The organism is Arachnia propionica, from assembly GCF_003932785.1.
In the GTDB taxonomy this organism is placed as follows: Bacteria; Actinomycetota; Actinomycetes; order Propionibacteriales; family Propionibacteriaceae; genus Arachnia; species Arachnia propionica_B.
Map to the genome: position 1 here is coordinate 1 of NZ_RQYT01000010.1, position 22324 is coordinate 22324.

General features: G+C 68.1%; 17 protein-coding genes, 1 tRNA gene, 1 other RNA gene and 1 pseudogene. 7 read left to right on the forward strand and 13 right to left on the reverse strand.

The window, feature by feature from the left end; all coding sequences use genetic code 11:
* The 3 genes from EII35_RS06095 to EII35_RS06105 form a co-directional block, all read left to right on the forward strand.
* Positions 1 to 2619: DUF4132 domain-containing protein (locus EII35_RS06095; protein ID WP_148098934.1), on the forward strand; the 2619-nt coding region annotated here is incomplete at its 5' end.
* 225 nt (positions 2620 to 2844) lie between these two features.
* Positions 2845 to 3402 carry a hypothetical protein gene (locus EII35_RS06100; protein ID WP_125227575.1) on the forward strand — a complete coding sequence of 186 codons (558 nt, stop codon included), beginning with the start codon at positions 2845 to 2847 and terminating at the stop codon, positions 3400 to 3402.
* A gap of 80 nt (positions 3403 to 3482) precedes the next feature.
* Positions 3483 to 4514: a PDDEXK nuclease domain-containing protein gene (locus EII35_RS06105; RefSeq protein WP_125227576.1), complete on the forward strand. Its 1032-nt coding sequence runs from the start codon at positions 3483 to 3485 to the stop codon at positions 4512 to 4514.
* Positions 4515 to 4546: 32 nt separating this feature from the next.
* Here EII35_RS06105 and EII35_RS06110 read toward each other — a convergent pair whose 3' ends face one another.
* The 13 genes from EII35_RS06110 to EII35_RS06170 all read right to left on the reverse strand — a co-directional run bounded on the left by EII35_RS06110 (position 4547) and on the right by EII35_RS06170 (position 18320).
* Positions 4547 to 6265, reverse strand: coding sequence for a WD40 repeat domain-containing protein (locus tag EII35_RS06110; RefSeq protein ID WP_185744206.1), 1719 nt, complete (start codon positions 6263 to 6265; stop codon positions 4547 to 4549).
* Positions 6262 to 8205 carry a WD40 repeat domain-containing protein gene (locus EII35_RS06115; RefSeq protein ID WP_125227578.1) on the reverse strand — a complete coding sequence of 648 codons (1944 nt, stop codon included), beginning with the start codon at positions 8203 to 8205 and terminating at the stop codon, positions 6262 to 6264. The genes EII35_RS06110 and EII35_RS06115 overlap by 4 nt, the downstream gene beginning before the upstream one ends.
* A gap of 127 nt (positions 8206 to 8332) precedes the next feature.
* The gene (locus tag EII35_RS06120; protein WP_125227579.1) at positions 8333 to 9319 is read right to left on the reverse strand and encodes an aldo/keto reductase; all 987 of its coding nucleotides are present in this window, start codon (positions 9317 to 9319) and stop codon (positions 8333 to 8335) included.
* A 73-nt stretch (positions 9320 to 9392) separates the two neighbouring features.
* Positions 9393 to 10781, reverse strand: coding sequence for an alpha/beta hydrolase family protein (locus tag EII35_RS06125; RefSeq protein WP_125227580.1), 1389 nt, complete (start codon positions 10779 to 10781; stop codon positions 9393 to 9395).
* A gap of 47 nt (positions 10782 to 10828) precedes the next feature.
* On the reverse strand, positions 10829 to 11701 hold the full coding sequence (locus EII35_RS06130) for a WD40 repeat domain-containing protein (RefSeq protein WP_125227581.1): 873 nt from the start codon (positions 11699 to 11701) through the stop codon (positions 10829 to 10831).
* Positions 11695 to 12798 carry a hypothetical protein gene (locus EII35_RS06135; RefSeq protein WP_125227582.1) on the reverse strand — a complete coding sequence of 368 codons (1104 nt, stop codon included), beginning with the start codon at positions 12796 to 12798 and terminating at the stop codon, positions 11695 to 11697. The genes EII35_RS06130 and EII35_RS06135 overlap by 7 nt, the downstream gene beginning before the upstream one ends.
* A complete protein-coding gene (locus EII35_RS06140; RefSeq protein WP_185744210.1) occupies positions 12795 to 13205 on the reverse strand; it encodes a WD40 repeat domain-containing protein in 411 nt (136 codons plus the stop codon). The genes EII35_RS06135 and EII35_RS06140 overlap by 4 nt, the downstream gene beginning before the upstream one ends.
* Before the next feature lie 78 nt (positions 13206 to 13283).
* Positions 13284 to 13700, reverse strand: coding sequence for a type II toxin-antitoxin system VapC family toxin (locus EII35_RS06145; protein WP_125227584.1), 417 nt, complete (start codon positions 13698 to 13700; stop codon positions 13284 to 13286).
* A complete protein-coding gene (locus tag EII35_RS06150; protein ID WP_125227585.1) occupies positions 13697 to 13933 on the reverse strand; it encodes a FitA-like ribbon-helix-helix domain-containing protein in 237 nt (78 codons plus the stop codon). The genes EII35_RS06145 and EII35_RS06150 overlap by 4 nt, the downstream gene beginning before the upstream one ends.
* Before the next feature lie 86 nt (positions 13934 to 14019).
* On the reverse strand, positions 14020 to 16065 hold the full coding sequence (locus EII35_RS06155; RefSeq protein WP_185744207.1) for a GDSL-type esterase/lipase family protein: 2046 nt from the start codon (positions 16063 to 16065) through the stop codon (positions 14020 to 14022).
* Positions 16066 to 16076: 11 nt separating this feature from the next.
* Entirely contained in the window at positions 16077 to 16415 is a 339-nt protein-coding gene (locus EII35_RS06160) for a hypothetical protein (protein ID WP_125227587.1), read from the reverse strand.
* A 429-nt stretch (positions 16416 to 16844) separates the two neighbouring features.
* Positions 16845 to 16932 (reverse strand) — tRNA-Ser (locus tag EII35_RS06165).
* A 47-nt stretch (positions 16933 to 16979) separates the two neighbouring features.
* On the reverse strand, positions 16980 to 18320 hold the full coding sequence (locus EII35_RS06170; RefSeq protein WP_125227588.1) for a Na+/H+ antiporter family protein: 1341 nt from the start codon (positions 18318 to 18320) through the stop codon (positions 16980 to 16982).
* Between the two features lie 73 nt (positions 18321 to 18393).
* Between EII35_RS06170 and ffs the strand changes: the two genes are divergently transcribed.
* The 4 genes and pseudogenes from ffs to recR form a co-directional block, all read left to right on the forward strand.
* Positions 18394 to 18490, forward strand: an RNA gene (ffs, locus tag EII35_RS06175) — signal recognition particle sRNA small type.
* Between the two features lie 281 nt (positions 18491 to 18771).
* Positions 18772 to 20967 carry a DNA polymerase III subunit gamma and tau gene (locus EII35_RS06180; RefSeq protein ID WP_395858230.1) on the forward strand — a complete coding sequence of 732 codons (2196 nt, stop codon included), beginning with the start codon at positions 18772 to 18774 and terminating at the stop codon, positions 20965 to 20967.
* Positions 20968 to 21384: 417 nt separating this feature from the next.
* Complete coding sequence (locus EII35_RS06185) at positions 21385 to 21690, forward strand: YbaB/EbfC family nucleoid-associated protein (protein WP_125227590.1); 306 nt, start codon at positions 21385 to 21387, stop codon at positions 21688 to 21690.
* A 1-nt stretch (position 21691) separates the two neighbouring features.
* Positions 21692 to 22273: pseudogene (gene recR / locus EII35_RS06190) on the forward strand (recombination mediator RecR); the annotation flags it as partial.
* Positions 22274 to 22324: the final 51 nt, after the last annotated feature.

Sequence of the window (22324 nt, forward strand, 5' to 3'; positions counted from 1 at the left end):
GTGGTCTCGGATGCGGCGGCGGATGATCTGGGGCTGAGGGTGACGCCGTTCGAGTTGGCCTATGACCTGAGCCGGGAGGTCGTCGTCGAGGCGGATTCGGAGCCCTTCGACCCCAAGATCGAGGCCGAGCGCGCCGCGCGGGTGGTGATCCCGCCTGAGAAGAAGGATGCCTACCTGGGGGAGGTGCCGCTCGTGACCATCGAGCCGTTGTTCACCACCCTGCCCAGCGCGGAGCGGCGGGAGTGGTGGCGCAACCACTTCGAGGAGCGTCGTGCTGCTGCGAAGAGGTCAGACCCCCACATCGAGCTGCCGCACTGGCTGAATGCGGTGCTGAAGGGTGGCGTGCGTGAAGCGGCTGTGACCGGGTGGGTGAGGGCGCACGATGCCCTGCCTGAGGCCTTGGCCTCCCGCCCGCTCCTGACGGCTCTGCCCGAGGAGGAGCGGCAGCGCATCCTGGATTCCCTCCCGCCCCTGTCCGAGCCGATGTACACCTATTCCCCCTGCGTGTGGGATTTCACCCATACGGGGCCCTTCATCCGTGCCGCACTGGGCGCCCTCTCGCCGGAGGAGGCAAGGCAGGTTCTGGAGGACATCCCACAACAGGCTTTGGAGAAGGATTACTGGGTCACGCCACTGGCTGCCCTCCTACTGTCCACCCCTGAGGAACGGGTGGAGTTCGTCACGAGGCACAAGCTGCGAATCCTGACCTGGACCGAGGTCGTGCCTTGGCTGATCGCGACGGGGCGCCACGGGCTCGATCTGCTCAGGAGTGAGATCAGCAGCGAGGGCCGAGGTCCTGAGGAGGCGATGGCCTTTGCCCGCAGCGTCGCTGCAGTGGCTCACGGCCCGGGGATGGCCCCGTTCTTCCTTGATCTGTTGGACACGAAGGTGGCCCTTGTTGCCACCGAATGGCTGAACCACCACATCCCCGAGGCCTTGAAGGCGCACCTGACCCCCGCCCGGGCGGAGCGGCTGAAGCCCACCCTCCGCACCCTCACCGCCGAGCAGTTGCGCGACCTCCTGCCCGGGGTCTCCGAGTCGACCCGGGCAACGGTGGTGGAGGTCCTGGCGGAGATGGAGACCTCCGAGTTGCCTGCCGACACCGGCTGGTGGGTCGAGGCCGCTACCAGCCTGCCGAAACCCCCAGCGGTGTCCTTCGATCTGGCGATGTTGCCGCCGTTGGTGGTGGAGGGTCATCGGCTCTCGGCGGTCCAGGTGGGTGAGGTGGTGCAGGCGCTCAGCACCGACACCGACCACCCCCTTGTCACTGCGGTACGCGACCGCGCCGAGGTGACCAGTCGGGATCGGTTTGCGGTGGCGGTGTTCCGGGCGTGGTTGGCTTCGGGGGCGGTGGCGCGGCAGTCGTGGTGTTTGACGGGTGCGGGCTGGTTGGGGGACTCCCAGTTTGTGGCTGAGTTGACTCCGTTGATTCGTCAGTGGCCGGGGCAGAGTCAGCACCAGCGTGCGGTGAAGGGGTTGACGGCGCTGCGGAATGTGGCCACGGATGCGGCGTTGCAGGCGATCTCGGGGATCGCGGCGAAGGTGAAATTCGCTGCGTTGAAGAAGCGGGCCGGGGAGGCGATGGATGAGATCGCCGCGCAGCGGGGCTTCACCCGGGATGAGTTGGAGGACCGCATCCTGGCCGATGGTGGCTTGGATGAGCGTGGCACCCGGGTGTTCTCCTACGGGTCTCGTCGGTTCCTGGCCTTCGTGGCCCCGGATGGGAAGATCGCAGCCCGGCTGTTGGATGCGCAGGACCGTCCGACGGGGAAGGTGTTGACCAGTCTGCCCGCGCCGAACAAGAGCGACGACCCCGAGCGGGCCAAGGAGTCCAAGGCCGCCTATGCCGGGATGAAGAAGGATCTCACGGCGTTGGTGAAGGTCCAGACCAGTCGGTTCGAGCAGGCGATGATCCAGGACCGTCGTTGGACCCCGGCCGATCATGCGGCGTTCATTGCCCCGCATCCGGTGCTGCGTCGGCTGCTGGCCGGGGTCATCTGGGCCATCCGGGACGGTGACGGTACCTTGGTGGCCACCGCCCGCATCGACGAGGACGCCACCCTCATCGACACCGATGACGATCCCATCACCGTGCCCGAGGGTGGCAGTATCGGGATCGTTCATCGGCTCGATCTGACCGATGAGAAGGCCAGCGCTTGGGGTGAGGTGTTGGCCGACTACGAGCTGACCACCCCGTTCAAACAACTCGACCGCCCCACCTTCACCCTGCCCACCAGCCAGGGCGAGAAGCTGGAATTGCAGGGCATCCCCGAAGGCAAGATCCCGGCGGCGAAACTCATCGGCGCCTTCGGCAAGTACGGCTGGTTGCGCGGGAATGCCTACGACGCCGGGGTGTACTCCGTTCATTACCTGCCCGTCCCCACCGCGAACCTCACCATCGTCGCCCACTACGAGGATGGGATGTGGATGGGGTCTCTCGCGGAGCAGGAGGACCAGCTCCTGGTCGAGGTGTACGTGGTGGCGGGAGTTCAGGAGGCTGACGACCTTGGTTGGGGTGACCCCGATGAGGTGAAGGACCTCACCAAGCTTCCCTGGACCCACGTCCCTGCCAAGATCGCCAGCGAAGTGCTGGCCACCATCCATCAGATGGGTGGCTGATTCCCCGCTGGTCGAGCCGGACCGCGCGCCCGCGCGCCGTCCGTGTCGAGACCCCTGGCACACGGTGCTGGTGCTCGAGTTGAGTGGGTGTCTCGCGGGGGCTCGACACGGTTTCCTTCGCAGGCTCTGGAAACCGGCTCGACCAGCGGAAAAGGGGCCAGCGGGCCAACGGACCACGGTTCCCCTCCGTGAGGGGCAGTCACGATAGCTCGTAGTATCGGGCCCATGACGGAGGAGGCGCGGGCTGCCCTGCAGCAGGTCCGGGAGGCCGTCTCACTGATTCTCTCCGGCGGTTGGGAGCATGGTGACGGGCGCGTGGAGTTCCGGGGCGTCCTCGACAGGGAGTCCGTCCCGGCCGGGCCGTTCTGCTGGTGGAATCTCGATGGGGAGATCCTGCTCTCGTGCCTCTGGGTGAGAAACGGCCACGAGCTGAGTTCGGTGCCCGTGGGTGATCTCACCGCCAACAATGACCGCGGTTGGTGTGGCGAGGTCAACGATCTGCTCCTCGACCTCGACGACGACCACCGGCAGCAGCTGCGGAGCTGGCTCCGTGAGGAATGCGACCTCCAGCATCCCGAGACCGCCATCGTCTGGGCCGCAGACCTGTGGGCCGCGGCGTCCACCGTCGGTGGCGCGCGCGAGGAGGAGGCCCTTCAGCGCCTCGTCGAGACCATCCGGAAACACCTCGACGCTGGACGCATCAGTGCCGCCCGGATCCGGAGACTCACGGGCATGAGCCGCTTGATGCTGAGGCGGACAGCGCAGGGCGAACCAGAGAAGTGACGCGGTGAGACTGAGACCGCTTGAAGGGGCGAATCCAAAGCGCTGGCCCGCTGTCCCTCGACTTCGACGATGATTGATCCATGACCATGCCCGAACCCGGACTTCCTCTCCCCACCGGTCCCCAGGAGGGTCCCCTGGTGGAGCGGATCTCGGCGCTCATCACCCAGACCCGCACCCACGTCGCTGCTCGAGCCAATGCCGCCCTGACCATGATGAACTGGCAGATCGGCCACATGATCCACATCGAGGTACTCCACGAAAACCGCGCTGACTACGATAAACAGATTGTCGCTTCACTGGGGCAACAATTGACGGAGCGCTTCGGGCGCGGATTCAAGCGCGCTGACCTCTACCGGATGATCCAGTTCGCCCAAGTCTTCCCGGACCCGGAGATTGTGGCGACACTGTCGCAACAATTGAGTTGGAGCCACATCAAGACCCTGCTACCAGTCCCCAGCGCAGAGACCCGCGACTTCTACATAGAGCAGGCGGTCAACGCCCGGCTGAGTGTCAGGGCTCTGCGAGAGCTCATCGGGAGGCAGGGTTTCGAGCGCCGGGAGATCGCCAACGCACAGACCCCCGGAGGATCTGCCGTCCCAACCGATCTGTTCCGCGACCCCTACTTCCTGGACTTCCTGGGGCTCGAGGAGGCCCACACCGAGAGCGACCTTGAGGGGGCCATCGCCAGGGACATGGAGGCCTTCCTGCTCGAGGTCGGCGATGGCTGGGCCTTCGTGGCCCGTCAGAAGCGGATCACCATCGACAACGACGACTTCCACCTGGATCTGCTGTTCTACTCCCGCCCGCTTCGCCGTTTGATCGCCGTCGAACTCAAGGTCGGCAGGTTCAAGGCGGCCCACGAGGGGCAGATGAAGCTCTACCTGAAGTGGCTCGACCGCTATGAGCGCCATGAGGGTGAGGAGGCCCCCATCGGCCTGATCCTGTACACCGAGGCCAGCCGTGAGCAGGTCGAGCTGCTGGAGATGCACAAGGACGGCATCATGGTCGCCGAGTACTGGACCGCGCTCCCGCCCAAGGAGCAGCTGCAGGCCCGCATCGCCGAGATCCACCGGGCAGCCCAGGAACGTCTGGCTCGACGACAACCCGGGTGACGAACGGCACCGCGAGGGAGCCTCACGTCTTTTCAGTGCAGCTGGAGAACTGGCGCATTCCACAGCTTCACGGCCTCGTCGCTGACCGAGAGCAGGAGTTCCCCGGAGTCATCCCAGGCCATGTGGGTGACCGGGTTCAGGTGGCCGTCGAACACGTGCGACGGTTCGGGGGAGCCCGGCGTCCACACCCGGACGACGCAGTCGTCCCACGCCGTCGCGAGTCTCGTGCCGGTCGGGTCCCAGATCGCGAGCCACGGGGTGTCGAAGCCGTCCTCGAACATCCCGTCGGGGTCCTGCACCACCAGGGGCGGCAGCGGCTGGCCGGTCGAGGAGACCCAGCGCAGTCCGGAATCCCCCTCCAGCTGTGACCCGAGGATCAGCTCGCCGTCGGTGCTCCAGCGCAGTTCGTGCGTGGTCTCCACCCCCGCCACTCTCCGTACCGCATCCCCGGAGGTCGCATCCCAGATCTGGAACGACCGCCCCGACTCGTTGACGGGGCCCGCCATGACCTCCGCCCCGTCCGGCGACCACGCCACAGCGACGCGGCCGTAGGGCACCCCGCCAGGCAGGGTGTGCAGCACCTCACCCGTGGTCGCGTCCCAGACCCGGACGGTGCCGTCACGTCCCGAACTGATGACCCGGGTCCCATCCGGGCTCCACGCCGCGTCCTGCGGGTACGGATCGTGGTCGAGTCCGGCCACGAGGTCCCCGTCGAGACCCCGCACCTCAAGGGACTCGCCGCATCCCAGCAGGACCCGGGTGCCGTCGGGGCTGAGCTGCAACAGACCTCTCACGGGCCTGTCGCCGACGTTGAATCCGCCGAGTTGTTGCCCCTCGCGATCCTGGAGCTGCACCGAACCAGATGAATCGAGGACCACGACGGCGTCGTCCCGCCCGCGGAAGGCGGCCGCGACAGGTACCGTCGGCTCCTCGGCCGGTAGCAGCAGCCGCCCGCTCGGATGCCAGAGCACCTCGTCCCAGTCGCCGTCCTCGCCGGGTAGCTCCGCCGATTCGCCGGTGGCGATGTCGACGACCCGCGCGCTGCCGTCGTCGTGGACGACGAGCCGACCGCCATCCAAGCTGAAACCCTGCAGTGCCACCAGACCGGGGATCTCGCGGAGCAGCTGCTGCGAGTCGAGGTCGAGCACCTGGGTGACCCACTCGGTTCGGTGGTCGGGCCGCTCCCGTGGGATCGTCATTGCGACCTGCCGCCCCTCCGGATGCCAGACCAGGGTGTTCGCTGCGAGGCCCAGCCGCGTGACCAGCTCGCCGCCGTGCAGCTCGACGATGCTCAGCTGCTCATCGACGTCGATGAAGGCGAGCCGCCAGCCGTCGGGGCTCGGCCGGTTCGCCCGGTCCCAGTCGTGGGGGAGGGGCCAGCGGACGACCTCCTCCCAGTGCTCGTCGAAGCAGATCATGTGGTCGCCGTCGATGTCCGCGACGACACCGCCCTCGCCCCAGGTCGCGGATCGGGCCTGCCGGAGTGCCGGGACCTCGCCGAGTGGGGCGCCGTCGGTGGCGTCCCACAGCCTCGCCACGCCGGAGGTGAGGGTGAGGATCCGGGTGCCGTCGGGGCTCCAGACCGGCCGCCCCATACCGGCCTCCGATGTGGTGAGGGTGAACAGCTCATCTCCGGTGGCCTCCTCCCACACGACCACCTGACGTTGGGCGTGCGCCGTCGCGACGCGCGTCCCGTCGGGGCTCACAGCGGATGGGCCGCGTCGTGGGGATCGGGTGACCTCAAGTCTCATGCCGGGAGGTCCGAGGGGGTGACGGGGAGGAGGACGGTGTCGCCGTCGACGATGCATTGGACGGCCAACCATCGGTGGGCTCCGGGGCTGGTCTGGCGGATGATGCCATCGGGGGAGCGGACCACCCAGTGGTCCTCGGGGAGCGAATCGATCTGGAAGCCGGTCTGTGTGCCGGTGGCGACATCCCAGATCCGGACGGTGCGGTCATCGGAGTGGGAGACCAGGCGTGAGCCGTCGCTGTTGAACTGGACGCTGGCGACCCCTCCGGTGTGGCCCCGCAGTTCCTGAAGGCACTCGCCGTCGTCGAGGCGCCACAGCGTGATGACCCCGTCGGCCCGGCTGAGTGCGGCGGTGTTCGTGGCCGGGTCCCAGTCGAAGGCGGCCTCGTCCGCCACATCATCGGGTTCGAATCCCTGGATGAGTTCCCCGGTGAGGGCGTCGAGCACCTGGATGGGGCCGTTCTCGATGTCCTGAGCGAGGATGCGGGTGCCGTCGGGGCTCCAGCGGGCGGCACACCCCCAGTCGAATCCGTCGAAGGTGCGCAGGTGTGCCCCGGTGCGGGTGTCCCACACCCGGATCTCGAACCCGCCCTCGGGCGGCAGTACCCCGACGGCGAGTTGCCCGCCATCGGGGGACCACGCGGTCCAGGTGGCCTCGACATCCTTGCCGAGCAGGGTGTGGATGGTTTCCCCGGTGGTGGGGTCCCAGATCCAGCAGCCCTTGCCCCGGAACATGTCGCAGCCGCCCGCGACCCGGGTCCCATCGGGACTCCAGGTGAGCGTCCACCAGCTCTCCAGGTGTTCCCGGTGGGAGAGCAGTCGTCCCGCTGGCACCTCGCGCACCTCGGTGCGGTACCGGTTGGACACCAGCAGTCGGGTGCCGTCGGGGCTCCATGCGCTCTGCGGACCACTGCTCAGCTCCGCTGAGCTGCGGGCCTCGCTCACCAGGGCGCCGTCGTCGCCCCACAGCCGCAGCCTCCCGTTGGCCGACACGGTGGTGAGCGCGTCGTCGCCGGGCCGGAAGTAGGCCGAGACGATCCGGTTCTCGCTGGCCTCAGGGGTGTGGTCGCCGCCGAGAACCGCGACCTGTTTGGCGCGGCGGGGTTGGATGTCCCACAGCTGGATGCTGCCATCCTTGGTTTGGGCGATGACGTGTCGGCCATCGGGGTGCCAGATCGCGGAATGGCACCACTGCCCGAGGTCGAGGCGGCGCAGTTCCTCGCCCGTGGCGGCGTCCAGGATCCGCAGGTGATCGTCGTTCGGGATCTCCAGCAGCCGTGAGGCGTCCGGGCTGAACCGAACCGGTGCGGAGGCAGGCAGCTGCCGGACCAGCTCCCCCGAGGACGCCTCCCAGATTCGGGCGGGAGCTCCGCCGCTGCCCACCAGATACCGGGAGTCGGGGCTCCAGTCGAGGGCATGGAGGTGGTCTCCCGCGGGGAAGCCGCCGACCTCCTCCCCGGTACGGCTGTCACGGACCGTGATCTGCATCGAGGCATCCATCAGGGCCAGCCGGGTGCCGTCAGGGCTCAACGCGCCGCGCCACATCAGCAGCGGCGGGGGCCTGAAGTCGTGGAGGAGTTCGCCGTCGGCGTCGACGGTGACCGCCCGCTTCACGGTCATGGTCAGGATGACGTCCCCGCGCCAGGCCACCGGAATCCCCGGGGTCGGGAACTCACGCAGCTGTTTCGCCGTGGCGAAACTCCACAACCAACTCCTCCCCTGGGACGAGGTGAGGATGTTGGCGCCATCCGGGCTCCACACGACGGCATCCACCTTGCCGGGATGGTCGGTCAGGAGGCGCGCCTGACGACGGTTCGCAAGATCCCAGACGGTGACCGTGCGGCTGTACGACCCGACCGCCAGGAACCGACCATCACCGCGGCACGCCACCGCCCACGGATGGCTGCCGTGAGGAAACAGCGAGATGATCTGCCTTGTCATGCCGAGATCCTACGGCCTCAGAGAACGAAGGAGATCCTCCTTGGTCATGATCTCCAGGGGCTCCTCCAAGGAACCATCTGGTGGCGCAACGGATCGGCGATGCGGGCGCGGGGCTGAACCCCGGCCGTCACCAGTTGGCGTGGACATGCTCACGGATGCGCTCGTCGTAGATGCGCTCCAGTGCATCGAGCTGCGGCTGGGTCAGCGGCGCGAGCGAGCCCGCCAACGCATTGGCCCTGGCCTGCTCCGGGTTGCGCGCACCGGGGATGACGACGCTCACGCCGGGCTGGTCGACGATCCACCGCAGCGCGAACTGCGCCGTCGACGCCCCCTCCGGAGTCAACGCGGCGACCTCACGTGCCGCGGCCACGCCGACGTCGTAGGGCACCCCCGAGAAGGTCTCGCCCTTGTCGAAGGCCTCGCCGTGGCGGTTGTAGCTGCGGTGATCGGAGGGGTCGAACCGGGTCGACTCGTCGTACTTGCCCGACAGGAGACCGGAGGCCAGGGGGACACGGGCGATGATGCCCACCCCTGCCGCCGCGGCGGCGGGCAGCACCCGTTCGAGGGGCTTGCGTCGGAACGCGTTGAGGATGATCTGGACGCTCACCACGTTGGGGCGGGCGATCGCCGTGAGGGCCTCGTCGACGGTCTCGACGGAGACGCCGTAGGCCTTGATACGGCCCTCCTCGACCATCGCGTCGAGCTCGTCAAAGACGGCGTCGGTGCTGTAGACGGGTGTCGGCGGGCAGTGCAGCTGGACGAGGTCCAGGGTGTCAACCCCGAGATTGGCACGGGAACGGTCGTTCCAGGCGCGGAAGTTGGCGCCGTTGTACTCCTCTGCGACGTGCGGGTTGGCGCGCCGACCCATCTTGGTCGCGACGGTGAGGGAGTCATCGCCCCGCTCGCGCAGGAACCGCCCGACGAGTTGCTCGCTGCGACCGTCGCCGTAGACATCGGCGGTGTCGAGGAAGGTGACCCCGGCGTCCACGGCCGCATGCAGGGTGGCCAGCGCGTGGTCCTCGCTCACCTCGCCCCAGTCCCCGCCGAGCTGCCAGCAGCCCAACCCGATGACCGATGTGTCGACCCCGAGCCGTTCCATACGCCGTTGTTCCATGGCCCAACCCTATGCCACGGTGGCGGGTGCTGTTCGTCGACGACCTCCGTCACGCCGAGCCGGAGGCTCCGTCTCAGTTCTGCCACACGATCTCGGGATACTCAGGCAGATCCTTGCCCACCATGCGCAACGGTTCGCCCCGCAGCTGGTGGTCGAACCAGTCGCGGATGAGGGGGCGCAGCAGTTCGACCATGCGGGTGTGGGGCAGCAGCCCGTTGCCCATCAGGGGTACGACGGCGAAGGTGTCGTTGAAGCTCGGGTGCTGCGTCCTCTGCACCGTCGCCACGTGGTAGTTCGTTCCGTTCAACCCCCGGATCAGATCATTCTCGTCCTGTTGGTAGTGCAGGACCTCCGGCTGCTCCTCCGGCGGGTGCGTGCCCGGGTCATGGTGCAGTGTCATCAGGGGCTTGCCCACTGCTTCCTGCGTGACGTTGCCGTGGAAGGGGCCGTCGATGTTCAGGGCTGCCTGAACCCGGGGATCGGTGCGCAGCGCCTCGGCTGCTGTCGCTCCGCCGAAGGAGAACCCGAGCATGCCCACCCGATCCAGATCCATCGTCTCCGCCAACTTCGTGCTTGACAGGGAGTCGAGCACGACGTTGGCGTCCTGCGCCCGCTCCTCGACCAATCCTGCTGAATCGTCCCCGGAATCCATTGTCTCCAGATCCGCCAGGATTCGTTCACCGTTGTGGGCCGTGACGACGCCCGAGGTTCCCGCATGGTCCATGCCCACCACGACGTAACCGTGGCTGACCAACTCGGTGATGAGCGCCATGCTCTCGTAGCGGGTGGAGCCGAACCCGGGGGAGTAGAGCAGCACCGGGAACCTGCCCGATGCGGGCTGCGCGTCCTGGAAGGTGTTCGTGCTGATCCGTTGCAGGTGGCCGAGGACCACCGCTGGAGCGCTCAGGTTGGCGGTCAGCGCCTCGGGGACCTCCGGGTCGTAGCCGAGCGGCCTCTGGCCCTCGGTCGCCTCGGCCGGATACCAGATGGTGGCGGGAATGCTGCGTGGCAGGGTGGCGGTGGTGATCCGCGGCTCCGTCCGGTTCTCGTCGACGAACACCTCACTGTGTGCTCCCACGGCGTAGGGGCCACTCGTTGCGGGCGGTGTGAGCACCGGCAGCGCCCACACCGCCACCCCGCTGGTCGCCACCAGGGCTCCTCCGACGAGGGTCGCAGCCGAGCGTCGTGCCACGGTGACCCACCGCTTCCCGCCGCCGCGTTCCGAGTCCAGCCGGGCGGCCCGTCGCCAGGTCACCGCCACCAGCACGGTGAAGACCACGGCTGCGGGGAGCAGCAGGAAGCGCGGGAACTCCAGGATGAGATGCAGCACCAGAACCACGGCCGTCACTGCGATCACCGTCTGCGTCACCCGGAGCCGGAGCCCGGGACGGACCGGCCACCAGATGACCATCACCATCAGCAGGGCTGTGAGTATCACGAAACCCAGTTCACCGACACGCATGAGCAGAGCCTTCCTGTGAGATCGCTCCCATCACCCTGTCCGAGAGGCTACCGGCACCCTCCAAACGTCCAGATGTGAGCGGTGTCGTCGTCGGCGATGCTCAGCAGGCGGGAGCCGTCGGCGTTGAATTCGACGTGGTGGACGTCGCTGTCGTGTGCCGGGATGCGGTGGAGCCGTCGTCCCGAGGCCAGGTCCCAGATGTTGACCGTGCCGTCACTGCCCCCGGTGGCTGCGACCGTGCCCGTGGGATGCCAATCCGGTGAAGTGTGGGAGTGGAAGTCGCGGACCTCCACCCCGCGGCGAACCTCCCAGGAGGTCGTGTCGATCTCCTGGACGTAACTGCCCTCCTCGCAGTGGGTGAGGATCCTGGTGCCGTCGGGGGTCCAGAGAGCGGTTTCGCCCCAGTGGACCTCGGTGAGGATGCGCAGCTGCCGCCCGGTACGCGTGTCCCAGAACGCGACCTCGAAGTCGTCGTCGGCCAGGAGGATCCCGGTCGCCAGCACCGCCGCGTCGGGGGACCACGCCGTCCAGGTCACGACCCCCTCGGGCGTCAGGCATCGACGGGGACGTCCGGTGCGCGGATCCCAGATCGTGCAGCCATCCTCACCGCCGCTGGCGACGAGGCCACCGTCCGGACTCCAGGAGGTCGCGAAGAACCCGGACAAGGCGTCCCAGGTCGAGATCAGGGTTCCCGTGGTGGCGTCGCGCACCTGGGTCGTGACGGCATCGGCCACCAGGATGTGGCTGCCGTCCGGGCTCCAGGCGTGACGCGGGCCGTGAATCCCGAACAGTCCCGTCGCGACCTCCAGGTGGAGCCGGTCGCCGTGGCGAACCTGCAGCACACCGTCGTCGAAGAGCAGGGCCAGCGCGTCCGTCACGGGGCTGAACGACGCCGAGGAGATCCCCGGGAGCCTCAACATTGCAGCCCCTTGGCGGCGGCCCGGAACCCCTCGCTCAGCGAGTCATCGGCGGCGAGCTCCGCGGCCCGGGCGCTCCGTCGCGGGTCGGTGTCGATGTCGCGCGCCCACAGCCGGGGCCGCCCGCCGTGGGCCAGCGCGACCCTCAGGAACGGGTCGTGACGGCCCGCCTCGGCGGCGGCCAGGTCGCAGGCCCGGGCCAGCGGGATGCCCTCCAGCCGGGCGCGACCCGCCGTCGCACCCAGCACCACCCGCGGATCGGCGCCGGGACGCAGAGCCCTCTCCCACAGCTCGTCGACCTCCTCGGGGGTGCCGTACCAGCCGACCAGCGGCGCGTGGACGCTGGTCTCCCAGCGACGGCGATGCTCCCGGATGTGCTCGAAGATCGGGGCGGCGATGCCGAACTCCGCCAACGCCATCCCGTAGACCACGCAGGCACCCAGCCCGGAGAACGGGTCGCTGTCGAACTGCCGGAGGAACCTGCCGCGCCAGCCCGGGGCGAGCGCCAGCAGGTCCTGGTCGGTGAGCTCGCCGACGTCCCAGAGGCGACGCAGGACCAGCCCAAGCTCGACCCCGCGGACGGTGGGATCCGCCAGCCGGGCGCGACACCAGGCGACCTGCTGGGCCGCGAGCCGCTCCTGCAGTTCGAACCAGCGGAGCCGATACGGCCCCCACTGCGAGGTGGCGTCGTCGGCGAAGGGGCCCGGCCAGGCGATCTCCTCCCAGACCATGTGCTCCGCCTCGTCCCAGTCCTCGAGCAGCCCGGTCAGCCAGGCCCGGCGGTCGGGGTCGTCGTCGGGTTCGCTCGCATATCCGCGACGCACCGTGACGGCGTAACGCCAGGCCAGAGCAGCCCGCACCCAGGCGGGCCAGGCGGTGTCCGTCATGAGTTCGACGGCGAGTACCGTGGCGTCGTCGAGAGAGGCCCGATCCTGGTGCGGATTGAGGATCGCGATGACGATGTCGCCCGCCGGAACCCACCAACTCCAGTCCCCGTCGACTCCGTGCGCCCACTCCAGCGCCACCTCACGTACCGGGCGGCCGGTGTGACGGGAGGTCTCGGTGAGGTGTTCGTACACCCCGGCTGGCGGGGTGCTCACGGCCGGGAACTCCGCAGCGTGGTGCGGGCCCCGGTGGTGGCGTCGAAGAGCAGCAGCTGATCGTCCTGGGTCAGGGCCCAGACGTGGCCACCGTCGGTGCTCCATCCGGCGCTGGCCAGGAAGTCGGGGAGCTCAAGCCGAAGCGTCGCGTTGCCCGCCGCGTCCCAGATCACCAACGAGCCCGTCTCGTGGCCGCTGAGCAGACGCTCCCCATCGGGACTGAACGCGACGACCTCCATGGAGCCGGCCTGCTGCACGGCGGGCTGGTCGGAGTGGATGAGCTCCTGGAGCACCTCGCCGGTGCGGGGGTCCCAGACGATCACCTCGGCCTCCCAGGTGCCGCCCGCCACGCGGCTGCCGTCGGGGGACCATGCCACACATCTGATCCCGGGTGGTGCGTTGGTCATGGGGCCAGTCTGGCAGAGGGGCCAGTGGGGCATGAACCCCCGGGAGACGTCAACGCTGGCGTTGTGTTTGCGTGGTGTTCAGGCAAACGGATTGGTGAGCGTGAGTCCTGGGATGCCTGCGAAGTCCTTCGTGTTGCGGGTGGCGAGCGTTGCCCCCATCGCCAGGCAGATCCCCGCGATCTGGGCGTCGGCCAAGGAGAGGGGTTGACCCCTGCCAAGTGCGTCCACCACTGCATGCGCAGTGGCCCGGGCGGCGTCAAGGTCGTACACGGCGATGGTGTCGCGGTGGGCGTCGAGGAAGCTGTGCCACCGCTGTTCGAGTGTGCTGCGCCGACGTCCATGAGGCAGGCGACCGATACCTCGTTCGATCTCCTCGACTGTGATGACGCTGATTGTCAGATCGGCTGGGTCCAGGGTGCTCGCCCACGTGAGAACGTCGTGGTTGGGGGAGTCCTTCATGAACTCCGACACGACGTTGGTGTCCGCGATGATCACGTGAGTTCGACGGTGCGGGGCAGGTCGGAGCGATCGACGGGGTGTAGATCGACGCCGCCTGCCCCGGACATTGCGGCGTGCAGGCTGAGTAGGATGTTCTCCTTCGGCTGCCCCACGGCGGAGTCCAGAATGGCTCGGACCTCCGCCTCGACGGAGCGGCCGTGTTGTGCCGCGCGACGGCGCAGGCGGGCGTGTGTGCGGTCGTTGAGCTGCCGGATCGTCAGTGTCGCCATCGGTGCCTCCTGACAGCAATGCTAGCAAGCCTTCTCCGGGGTGCCGGTCAAGCCCCTATCTGCTCGACCGGCACAAGACCTTCAGCTCACGCCCCGGTGTTGGGCAGCCCTGGTCGCGGCCTATCCGGTCCAGGAGACGCCGGCCGCGACGGAACCGGGACTCCTGGCAGTTCCGGGGTCGTCGGTTGTGGCGTTGTTGGTGCCGGTGCACTTGTTGGCGAAGGTGGCACCGGCGGGTTGGATGTTGGTGAGACCGTCGGCAGCGGAGTACCCGTCGGCTCCGGGCTGAACGTGGGCGGGCCGGTCACCGTGGGCGCGGCAGTGGCGCTTGGTGCTGGCCCTGTTGGTGAGGTGCTTGGTGTCACCGACGGCAACGGCGACACGCTCTCCGACGGCGAGACCGTGGGCGCAACCGTCACACTCGGCTCCACCGAAGGCGACACACTCGGCGAGGCTGAGGGCGAGACCGAAGGCTCGGGCGATGCCGTGGCCGACGGAGACAGGCTCGGTGAGGGAGCCACCGACGGCGTCTGGGAGGGCGTCGGCGACGGACTTGACGTCGGGGATGCGCTCGGCGAGGTAGTAGGCGGCGGTGAAGGCGTCGGACTGGGCGAGGGCACAGGATCGGGGGCTGGCGCAGGCCCTTCACCAACGCCCGGCCGATCCTCGGTCGGATACCCCGGTGTCGGGTCACACTCATCACCGATACCGTCACCGTCGTAATCGGTTTGTCCGTGGTTGTTCACCTCAGGGCAGTTGTCCTTGGCGTACGGGGTGGAGTCACCATCGTTGGTGATCATCGCCTCCGTGGTCCCGGTGGCGGTGGCTCCGGTGTCGGTGGTGATCCTCACAGTGATGTCACCGACGAACTCCTGGCTCCAGACGTAGGTCAGATACGGACCCTTGGTGGTGCGGTCGAACTTCTTGTCGCCATCCAGATCCCACTCATACTTGATGATCGCCCCGTTGGCACTGTACGAGCCAGTGGCATCCAACAAAAGCGTCTCACCGATGGGATGCGCATACGGCCCTTGAATCCAAGCGAGCATCGACTTCCGCTCCCGCGCATCAGGTTCAGCATCGGAAGAGTTCGGCGGAAGTTCCTGTCGACGAACGCGCGGAATGCCAACATCTTCAGAAAGAGCCTTGCCGATCTCTTTGTGCCCAGTGCGATTCGGGTGATACCATTCCATCTTGTCGAAAGATGGAACGGAGGCAGTTTCATCGAACCTGCTTTTTACTCCCATGGTTTCAAAGAACTCGTTGATCCAACGCTTGCTGTTCTTGGCCAAGACACTGGGGTTGGGTTCATGCCAAAGGAAACGTTCGGGTATGGAGTCGATGTAGCGCGCCTTGGCAGAGTTTCCCGGGACAGAATTCACCAACCAATTCCACTTGCTCACTGCCTCGTGCTGAGCATTGGCCATTTCCTTTCCGGCCTCAAGGATGGCTGTTCCTGCTGCATACTCACCATACTCGAGACAAGACAGCCCTTCCCATTTCAAGCACTCGTGGAGAATGTACTTCTCATCGCTGTCGGGCAGCAGTAGGTTCGGATAGCTGACCAAGATGATCTGCACTCCCTTCCGGCCCATGGACACCGCCTTGGCATTGATTGCATCGAGCGCCTTGATCGTCCGAGCCACGATACCCTCGGGGCCGGGATCGCGGATGGCGCTCCGTGCGCCCTCGACAACCTCCTTGCACTCCAGTGGATGGCGGTAATGCAAAGCGAAGCACTTCTCAATGACTTTCTCGAAGTTGATGTCATTTCCGCCGATCGTCAACATCACGATGTCGACATCCGAAGGGATTTCTCGGACTTGCTCCTTGAGTAGCTGTTCGGTGGTATGTCCAGAGTGAGCCAAGTTGACCAAGCGCGCGGCAACCCCTTGCTCAACCAGCCACTTTCTGTACTCGTGCGCCCAGTTAAGGGGACTGCGATATGTCCCAGCAGGGGAGCTGTCGTAGAAACCAGCACCATTTCCTGCGGAATACGAATCCCCCAACAAAACCATGCTCAGCCCGCCCGCGGGATTCTGCTCATCAGCAGCAGCGCGAGTCGGAGGCAGCATCACCAGAAGCAATACAGCAAACACCAGCACACTCGGCGCGGCGAATCGGGTAAACACGACAGGCCCTTTCATCGATAGTGGATAATGATCTGAAACTGAGAGTAAGGATTTTCGTCACATACTTGATGCTGAGCGCTGAGGAGCACTGAAGCTACGGCGTCATTGATAGTTTTCCTGGCCACAGCTTCCCGGTTCGTCCTCACACCAGCGTCTTCAACCCACCCATGCTCCTCGGCGGTTTCAAGGACCTTGGAAAATGCCTCATCGACGGGGATCGTCAGCTTGTAGCACCGGGTGATACTGGGCCCGGGTGGCTTGTGTCCCTCGTTGGTCGTCTCCTCAGCATTGAGCAACTCCAAGCCCTCCCAGGTCGCCGAGGCCATCGGGTCGGCCTTCAGTGCCTGCATTCCCCGATCCCACTCCGAGACACACCCAGCCACCAACAGACACACCGCAACCAGCATGACCGCCACGGGTCGACACCAGCGCCTCATCGTCAACGCCAACCTAGGCGTGACCCGGATGTCTCGTCCATGGGAAGAAGCTGGTTCACTGCCAGCCAGATGGTCAGGCAGCTGGTCTGCTTGCACCGGGGCCGAGGCCTGCGAAGGAGCCGGTGTCGAGACCCCGGGGGTTCCAGCCCCAGCTCCACCTCCAGCGCTGCGCGCAAGAGGGCTCGACACTGATGACTCGCTGACGCTCGCGGTCCGGTGTGAGCAGCGGAGAAGAGGGGGTCCAGAGCCGCGGGTTCACAGGCAAGCCGGGCGGGACTGAACGTGCCCCTGACACGCAACGAACCCTCGGTGTCGTCACCGAGGGTTCGAGCAGTTGTTGTCTGGCGGAGGATACGAGATTCGAACTCGTGAGGGCGTGAACCCAACCCGCTTTCCAAGCGAGCGCCATAGGCCTCTAGGCGAATCCTCCAAGGAAGAACCCTACCGTAGGGGGTCAGGGGTCGCAAATGGCCTGGGTCACAGCACCATGGCGGCGACCCAACCCGCGGCCAGCAATGGCAGGTTGAAGTGGAGGAAGGTGGGGATGACGGTGTCGCGGATGTGGTCGTGCTGGCCGTCGGCGCCGAGACCCGCGGTGGGGCCGAGCGTGGAGTCGGAGGCGGGGGAGCCCGCGTCGCCGAGCGCCCCGGCGGTGCCGATGATCGAGACCGTCGCGAGCGGGGAGAAGCCGAGGGTCGCGCACAGCGGCACGTAGATGGCGGCGATGATCGGCAGCGTCGAGAACGACGAGCCGATGCCCATCGTGACCAGCAGTCCGACGAGCAGCATCGCGAGGGCCGCGGCGGCCCTGTTGTCCCCGACCAGGGCGGCGCTGCCCTCGACGAGGGGGCCGATCCGGTCGGTCGCCTTCATGACGGAGGCGAACTTTTGGGCGGTGATCATGATGAAACCGATGAGGGCCATCATGCGCATCCCGGCCGTGAACACCTCGTCGGCCTCCAGGACCCGCACCGCCCCCGTCGCGACGAAGATGAACAGGCCGACGAGCGCGCCGACGAGGAGGGAGTCCGCCTTCGAGTCGCTCGCCGTCAGCCATGTCTGGACGGCGAAGGAGCCGAGGATTGCCACCACCGCGATGATCACCTTGGGGCGGCTGACGACGGTGGTCGCGCGGACCTCGTCGTCGACGGGCGTGTAGTCGCGGGGCCTGCGGTAGGTGACGAGCAGGGCGACGACGAGCCCCGCCACCATCCCGAGCGCGGGAATCCCCATGGCGGCCATGACGTTGACGCCCGCGACGTCCATCCCGGCGGCGGCGATGTTCTTCAGCAGGATATCCTCGAGGAAGATCTTCCCGAAACCGAGTGGCAGGAACATGTAGGTCGTGACGAGCCCGAAGGTCAGCGCGCACGCGATGGCGCGACGGTCGAGGCGGAGCTGGGTCATGATCGCCAGCAGGGGCGGGATGAGCAGCGGGATGAAGGCGATGTGGACCGGGATGAGGTTCTGGCTCATCACCGCCATCGCGACGACCCCGCCGATGATGCCCCACTTCACCCAGAACGCGGCGCGACCGGCGGCGTCCTGACCGCTCAGTCGGCAGATGAGCGCGTCGGCGAGGAGCTGCGGCAGCCCCGAATGGGCCACGGCCATGGCGAAGGCGCCGAGCAGCGCGTAGGACAGCGCGATCTTGGCGCCGTCGCCCAGTCCGGTCTGGAACGCGACCATCGTCGCCTCCAGGCCGACCCCGGCGAGCAGCCCGCCGACGACGGCGCCGACGAACAGTGCCAGGACCACGTGGACACGGAGCAGGGCCAGCGCCAGCATGACGACGACCGCGATGAGGACAGGATTCATCGCTCAACCTCCAAGGCGATGATGCCGGGTCCGGGCGGTGGCGGTGAGGGCCGTCCCAGTGTGTAGACTGGGGGAAGGTTCCTCGCGCGGCGGTATCTCGCCCAACTCCCCCAGGGCCGGAAGGCAGCAAGGGTAAGTGAGCTCTTCCGGGTGCGCGAGGGGCCCTTTTTCATGTCCGGCCGACGGTGGCCCAGGACGTCCCACGGCCTGGCCCCGCGGCCTCTTCTCGGTCACGAACCGCCGTTCTGCTTCGCCTAAAACGTTTCAAACGCGGGCTCGCCGAAGTAAAGCGGCGGTTCGTGCACGCCGGGGGGAGGTCCGCGCTCGGGTATCACCCGGACGACCGCCGCGGACCTCCTCGACTGCCACGATCCAGGGTGCTCCTCGTCGTCCGCCTTGCCAGGGGCCACCGTGACGATCCCCCGTCCGCGCACCCTCTAAGGTGGGGGGCGTGGAAGACGAGTACGACGGCATCGAGGACGAGTACGCCCCTCTCGACGACTACTTCGACGCCCCCGCCCCCGAGCAGGAGGGCCCGGGGCTGTTCGACGAGCCCGCCTTCGAGCAGGATGGCCCGGGATTGTTCGACGAGCCCGAGGAGGAGCCGGAGGTCGCAGCACCCTCGACCCCGTCGGCGGTCCCGTCCGTGACCGCCGAGCCCGCGCCGACGACGGAGGCCGCCCTGCCGCTGGCCCTCTACCGTCGCTACCGGCCCGACTCGTTCGCCGAGGTGATCGGGCAGGAGCACGTCACCGTCCCCCTCATGCGGGCCCTCGACAACAACCGCGTCAACCACGCCTACCTTTTCTCCGGGCCCCGCGGCTGCGGCAAGACCACCTCAGCCCGCATCCTCGCCCGCTGCCTCAACTGCGAGCAGGGCCCGACCTCCACCCCTTGTGGCGAGTGCCGCTCCTGCACCGACCTCGCCCGCGGCGGCCCCGGCAGCATCGACGTCATCGAGATCGACGCGGCCAGCCACGGTGGCGTCGACGACGCTCGCGACCTCAGGGAACGTGCCTTCTTCGCCCCCGTGCACAGCCGCTACAAGATCTACATCATCGATGAGGCCCACATGGTGACCCAGCAGGGCTTCAATGCCCTGCTGAAGCTGGTGGAGGAGCCGCCGCCGCACGTGAAGTTCGTCTTCGCCACCACCGAGCCGGAGAAGGTGATCGGGACCATCCGATCCCGCACCCACCACTACCCGTTCCGCCTCGTCCCGCCGCGCCTGCTGGGTGAGTACCTCGCCGAGATCTGCGCCTCCGAGGGGGTGGCGGTGGATCACGCCGCCCTGCCGCTGGTGGTGCGCGCCGGTGGCGGCTCGGTGCGTGACTCCCTGTCGATCCTCGACCAGCTCCTCGGCGGGGCGGGGGAGGCGGGGGTCTCCCACGACCAGGCGGCCGCGCTGCTCGGCTTCACCCCCGACGCGCTGCTCGACGAGATCGTCGACGCCTTCGCCGCCGGGGACGGTGCCGGGGTGTTCCGCTCCATCGACAAGGTCATCGAGGTGGGGCAGGACCCGCGTCGTTTCGCCGAGGACCTGCTGCGTCGTCTCCGTGACCTCGTCATCCTGGCCGCCGTCCCGCAGGCCGCCGAGACCGGGATGCTCGACGTCCCCGCCGACCAGGCCGAGCGCCTCGCCACACAGGTGGCGGGCATGGGGGCGGGAGAGCTGACCCGCGCCGCCGAGGTCATCGCGACGGGGCTCACCCAGATGCGTGGCACCACGGCCCCGAGGCTCCACCTCGAACTCATGTGCGCCAGGGTGCTGCTGCCCGGCGCCGACACCGACGAGCGGGGCCTCCACGCCCGCATGGATCGGTTGGAGCGTCGCGTCGGGATGATGGGCGAGGCTCCCGCCCCCGTGGCCCCGCCCGCTGCACCGGCCCAGGCCCCCGCCGCGCCCATACCACCGGCTGCCCCGCCGGCGCCGAGTCAGCCCGCCCCGTCGGCCCCGGAAGCGCCCCCGCCGCCCGCGCCGACGCCCCCTCCCGCGCAGCCCGCACCCCAGCCGACGTCGGGATCCCGGCCGCAGCGACGCCCGGCCGGGGCGCCTCCCGGCAGTCGCGATGTCCCCGCGCCCGCCGCCCCGCCCCAGTCGGAGCAGCGGACCGCCCGCCCGGCGGGGGGTGGGGCCATGACCACCCCGGAGTTGCGTCAGGTGTGGCCGAGCATCCTGGAGGAGGTCAAGCGGCGTCGCCGGTTCGCCCACATCATGTTGTCGCGGCACGCCCAGGTGCTCGACGTTTCCGACGGGCAGCTGCTCCTCGGCTTCTCCGACGCCGGGGCGAGGGAGAACTTCAGCTCCTCCGGGGTGGGGGACCTCCTCGTGGAGGCGATCGTCCAGGTGATCGGGGTGGAGTTCAGGGTGCAGGCGATCATGGGTGGCGAGACCCCGCCCCCCATCACCCCGACGCCCTCGCCGCCCCAGCAGCCGCGGCCGCAGGAGGTGCGCGTTCCGGCAGAGCAGCCGTCCGCCCCGGAGCCCCCGGCCTCGTCGCGACGTCCGGCCCCGAGCCCGCCCCCGCCCCCGGAGGTCGAGCCCGAGGTCGCCGAGGACGACCAGGACCTCGAGGACCCGGACACCCTCGCCGCCCGACTCCTCACCACCGAGCTCGGCGCCGAGATCATCCCCGACGCGGACTGAGGCCCCGGCGGGGGAGGCCCACGTGCATCGCGGCGTGGGCCGCGACGAGAGGTGAGCATGAACCGCCGCCTTGCCTCCACGAGCCCGCGATGTCAACGCTGCCACCGAAGCAGAACGGCGATTCGTGACCGTGATGGTTTCGCCTGCCTTGTCGCGGGTTCGCCTGTCTTGGGTGGGGTTCGCCTGCCTTGACGACGGCTCGCCTGTCTTGTTGGGCAGGCGAAGTGAAAGAAGGCAGGCGTTTCCGACCCAAGGCAGGCGAATCAGCGTGCCGAGGAGGCCGGGGCGGAGGTGGCCGAGGCGTCCGGGCGATCGTCGTGGGTTCCGACCTCACCGTGAACCCGCCGCGCTGCGACATCCCGGATTGGTCGGTGCGACCTCCTATCATGGACGCGACACGACACAGAAGGAGCCGAGATGTTCGAGGGCATGGACATGAACGCGCTGCTGGCGCAGGCCCAGCAGATGCAGGAGCAGATGATGGCTGCCCGCGACGATCTCGCAGGCCAGGAGTTCGAGGCCGCCGCCGGCGGGGAACTCGTCAAGGTCAAGGTCAACGGCCTCGGGGACCTCGTCGACGTGACCATCGCGCCCGCCGCCTGCGACCCGGAGGACACCGAGACCCTCGGCGCCCTCATCGTCGCCGCCTACCGGACGGCCCGGCAGGACGCGGAACAGGCCGCCTCCGCCGCGGCCCCGAAGATCCCGGGACTGGGGTTCTGAGTTGTACGAGGGCCCGATCCAGGACCTCATCGACGAGCTGAGCCGGCTGCCCGGCGTCGGCCCGAAGGGGGCGCAGCGCATCGCCTTCCACCTGCTCGACGCCCCGGAGGAGGAGGTCTTCCGGCTCGCGGAGGTGCTGCGTCGTGTCAAGGAGGCCGCCCAGTTCTGCGAGGTCTGCTTCAACGTGACCCAGGAGTCGAGGTGCCGGATCTGCCGGGATCCGCGCCGTGACCCGTCGCTGCTGTGCGTGGTGGAGGAGTCGAAGGACGTCGTCGCCATCGAACGCACCGGCGAGTTCCGCGGGCTCTACCACGTGCTGGGCGGGGCCATCTCGCCCATCGACGGCCGCGGCCCGGGCGATCTGCGGACCCGGGAGCTGTTCCAGCGGCTCGCCGACGGGGTGGTCACCGAGGTGATCCTCGCCACCGACCCGGACACCCAGGGTGAGGCCACCGCCTCCTACCTCAGCCGGATGCTGCGCGACTTCGGGGTGTTCGTCACCCGTCCTGCCTCGGGGCTGCCCGTCGGCGCAGACCTCGAGTACGCGGATCAGGTGACCCTCGGCCGCGCCTTCGAGGGCCGCCGCTCGATGTTCGGCGACGCGCCGCCGCCCACCCCAACCCTGCCCACCCCG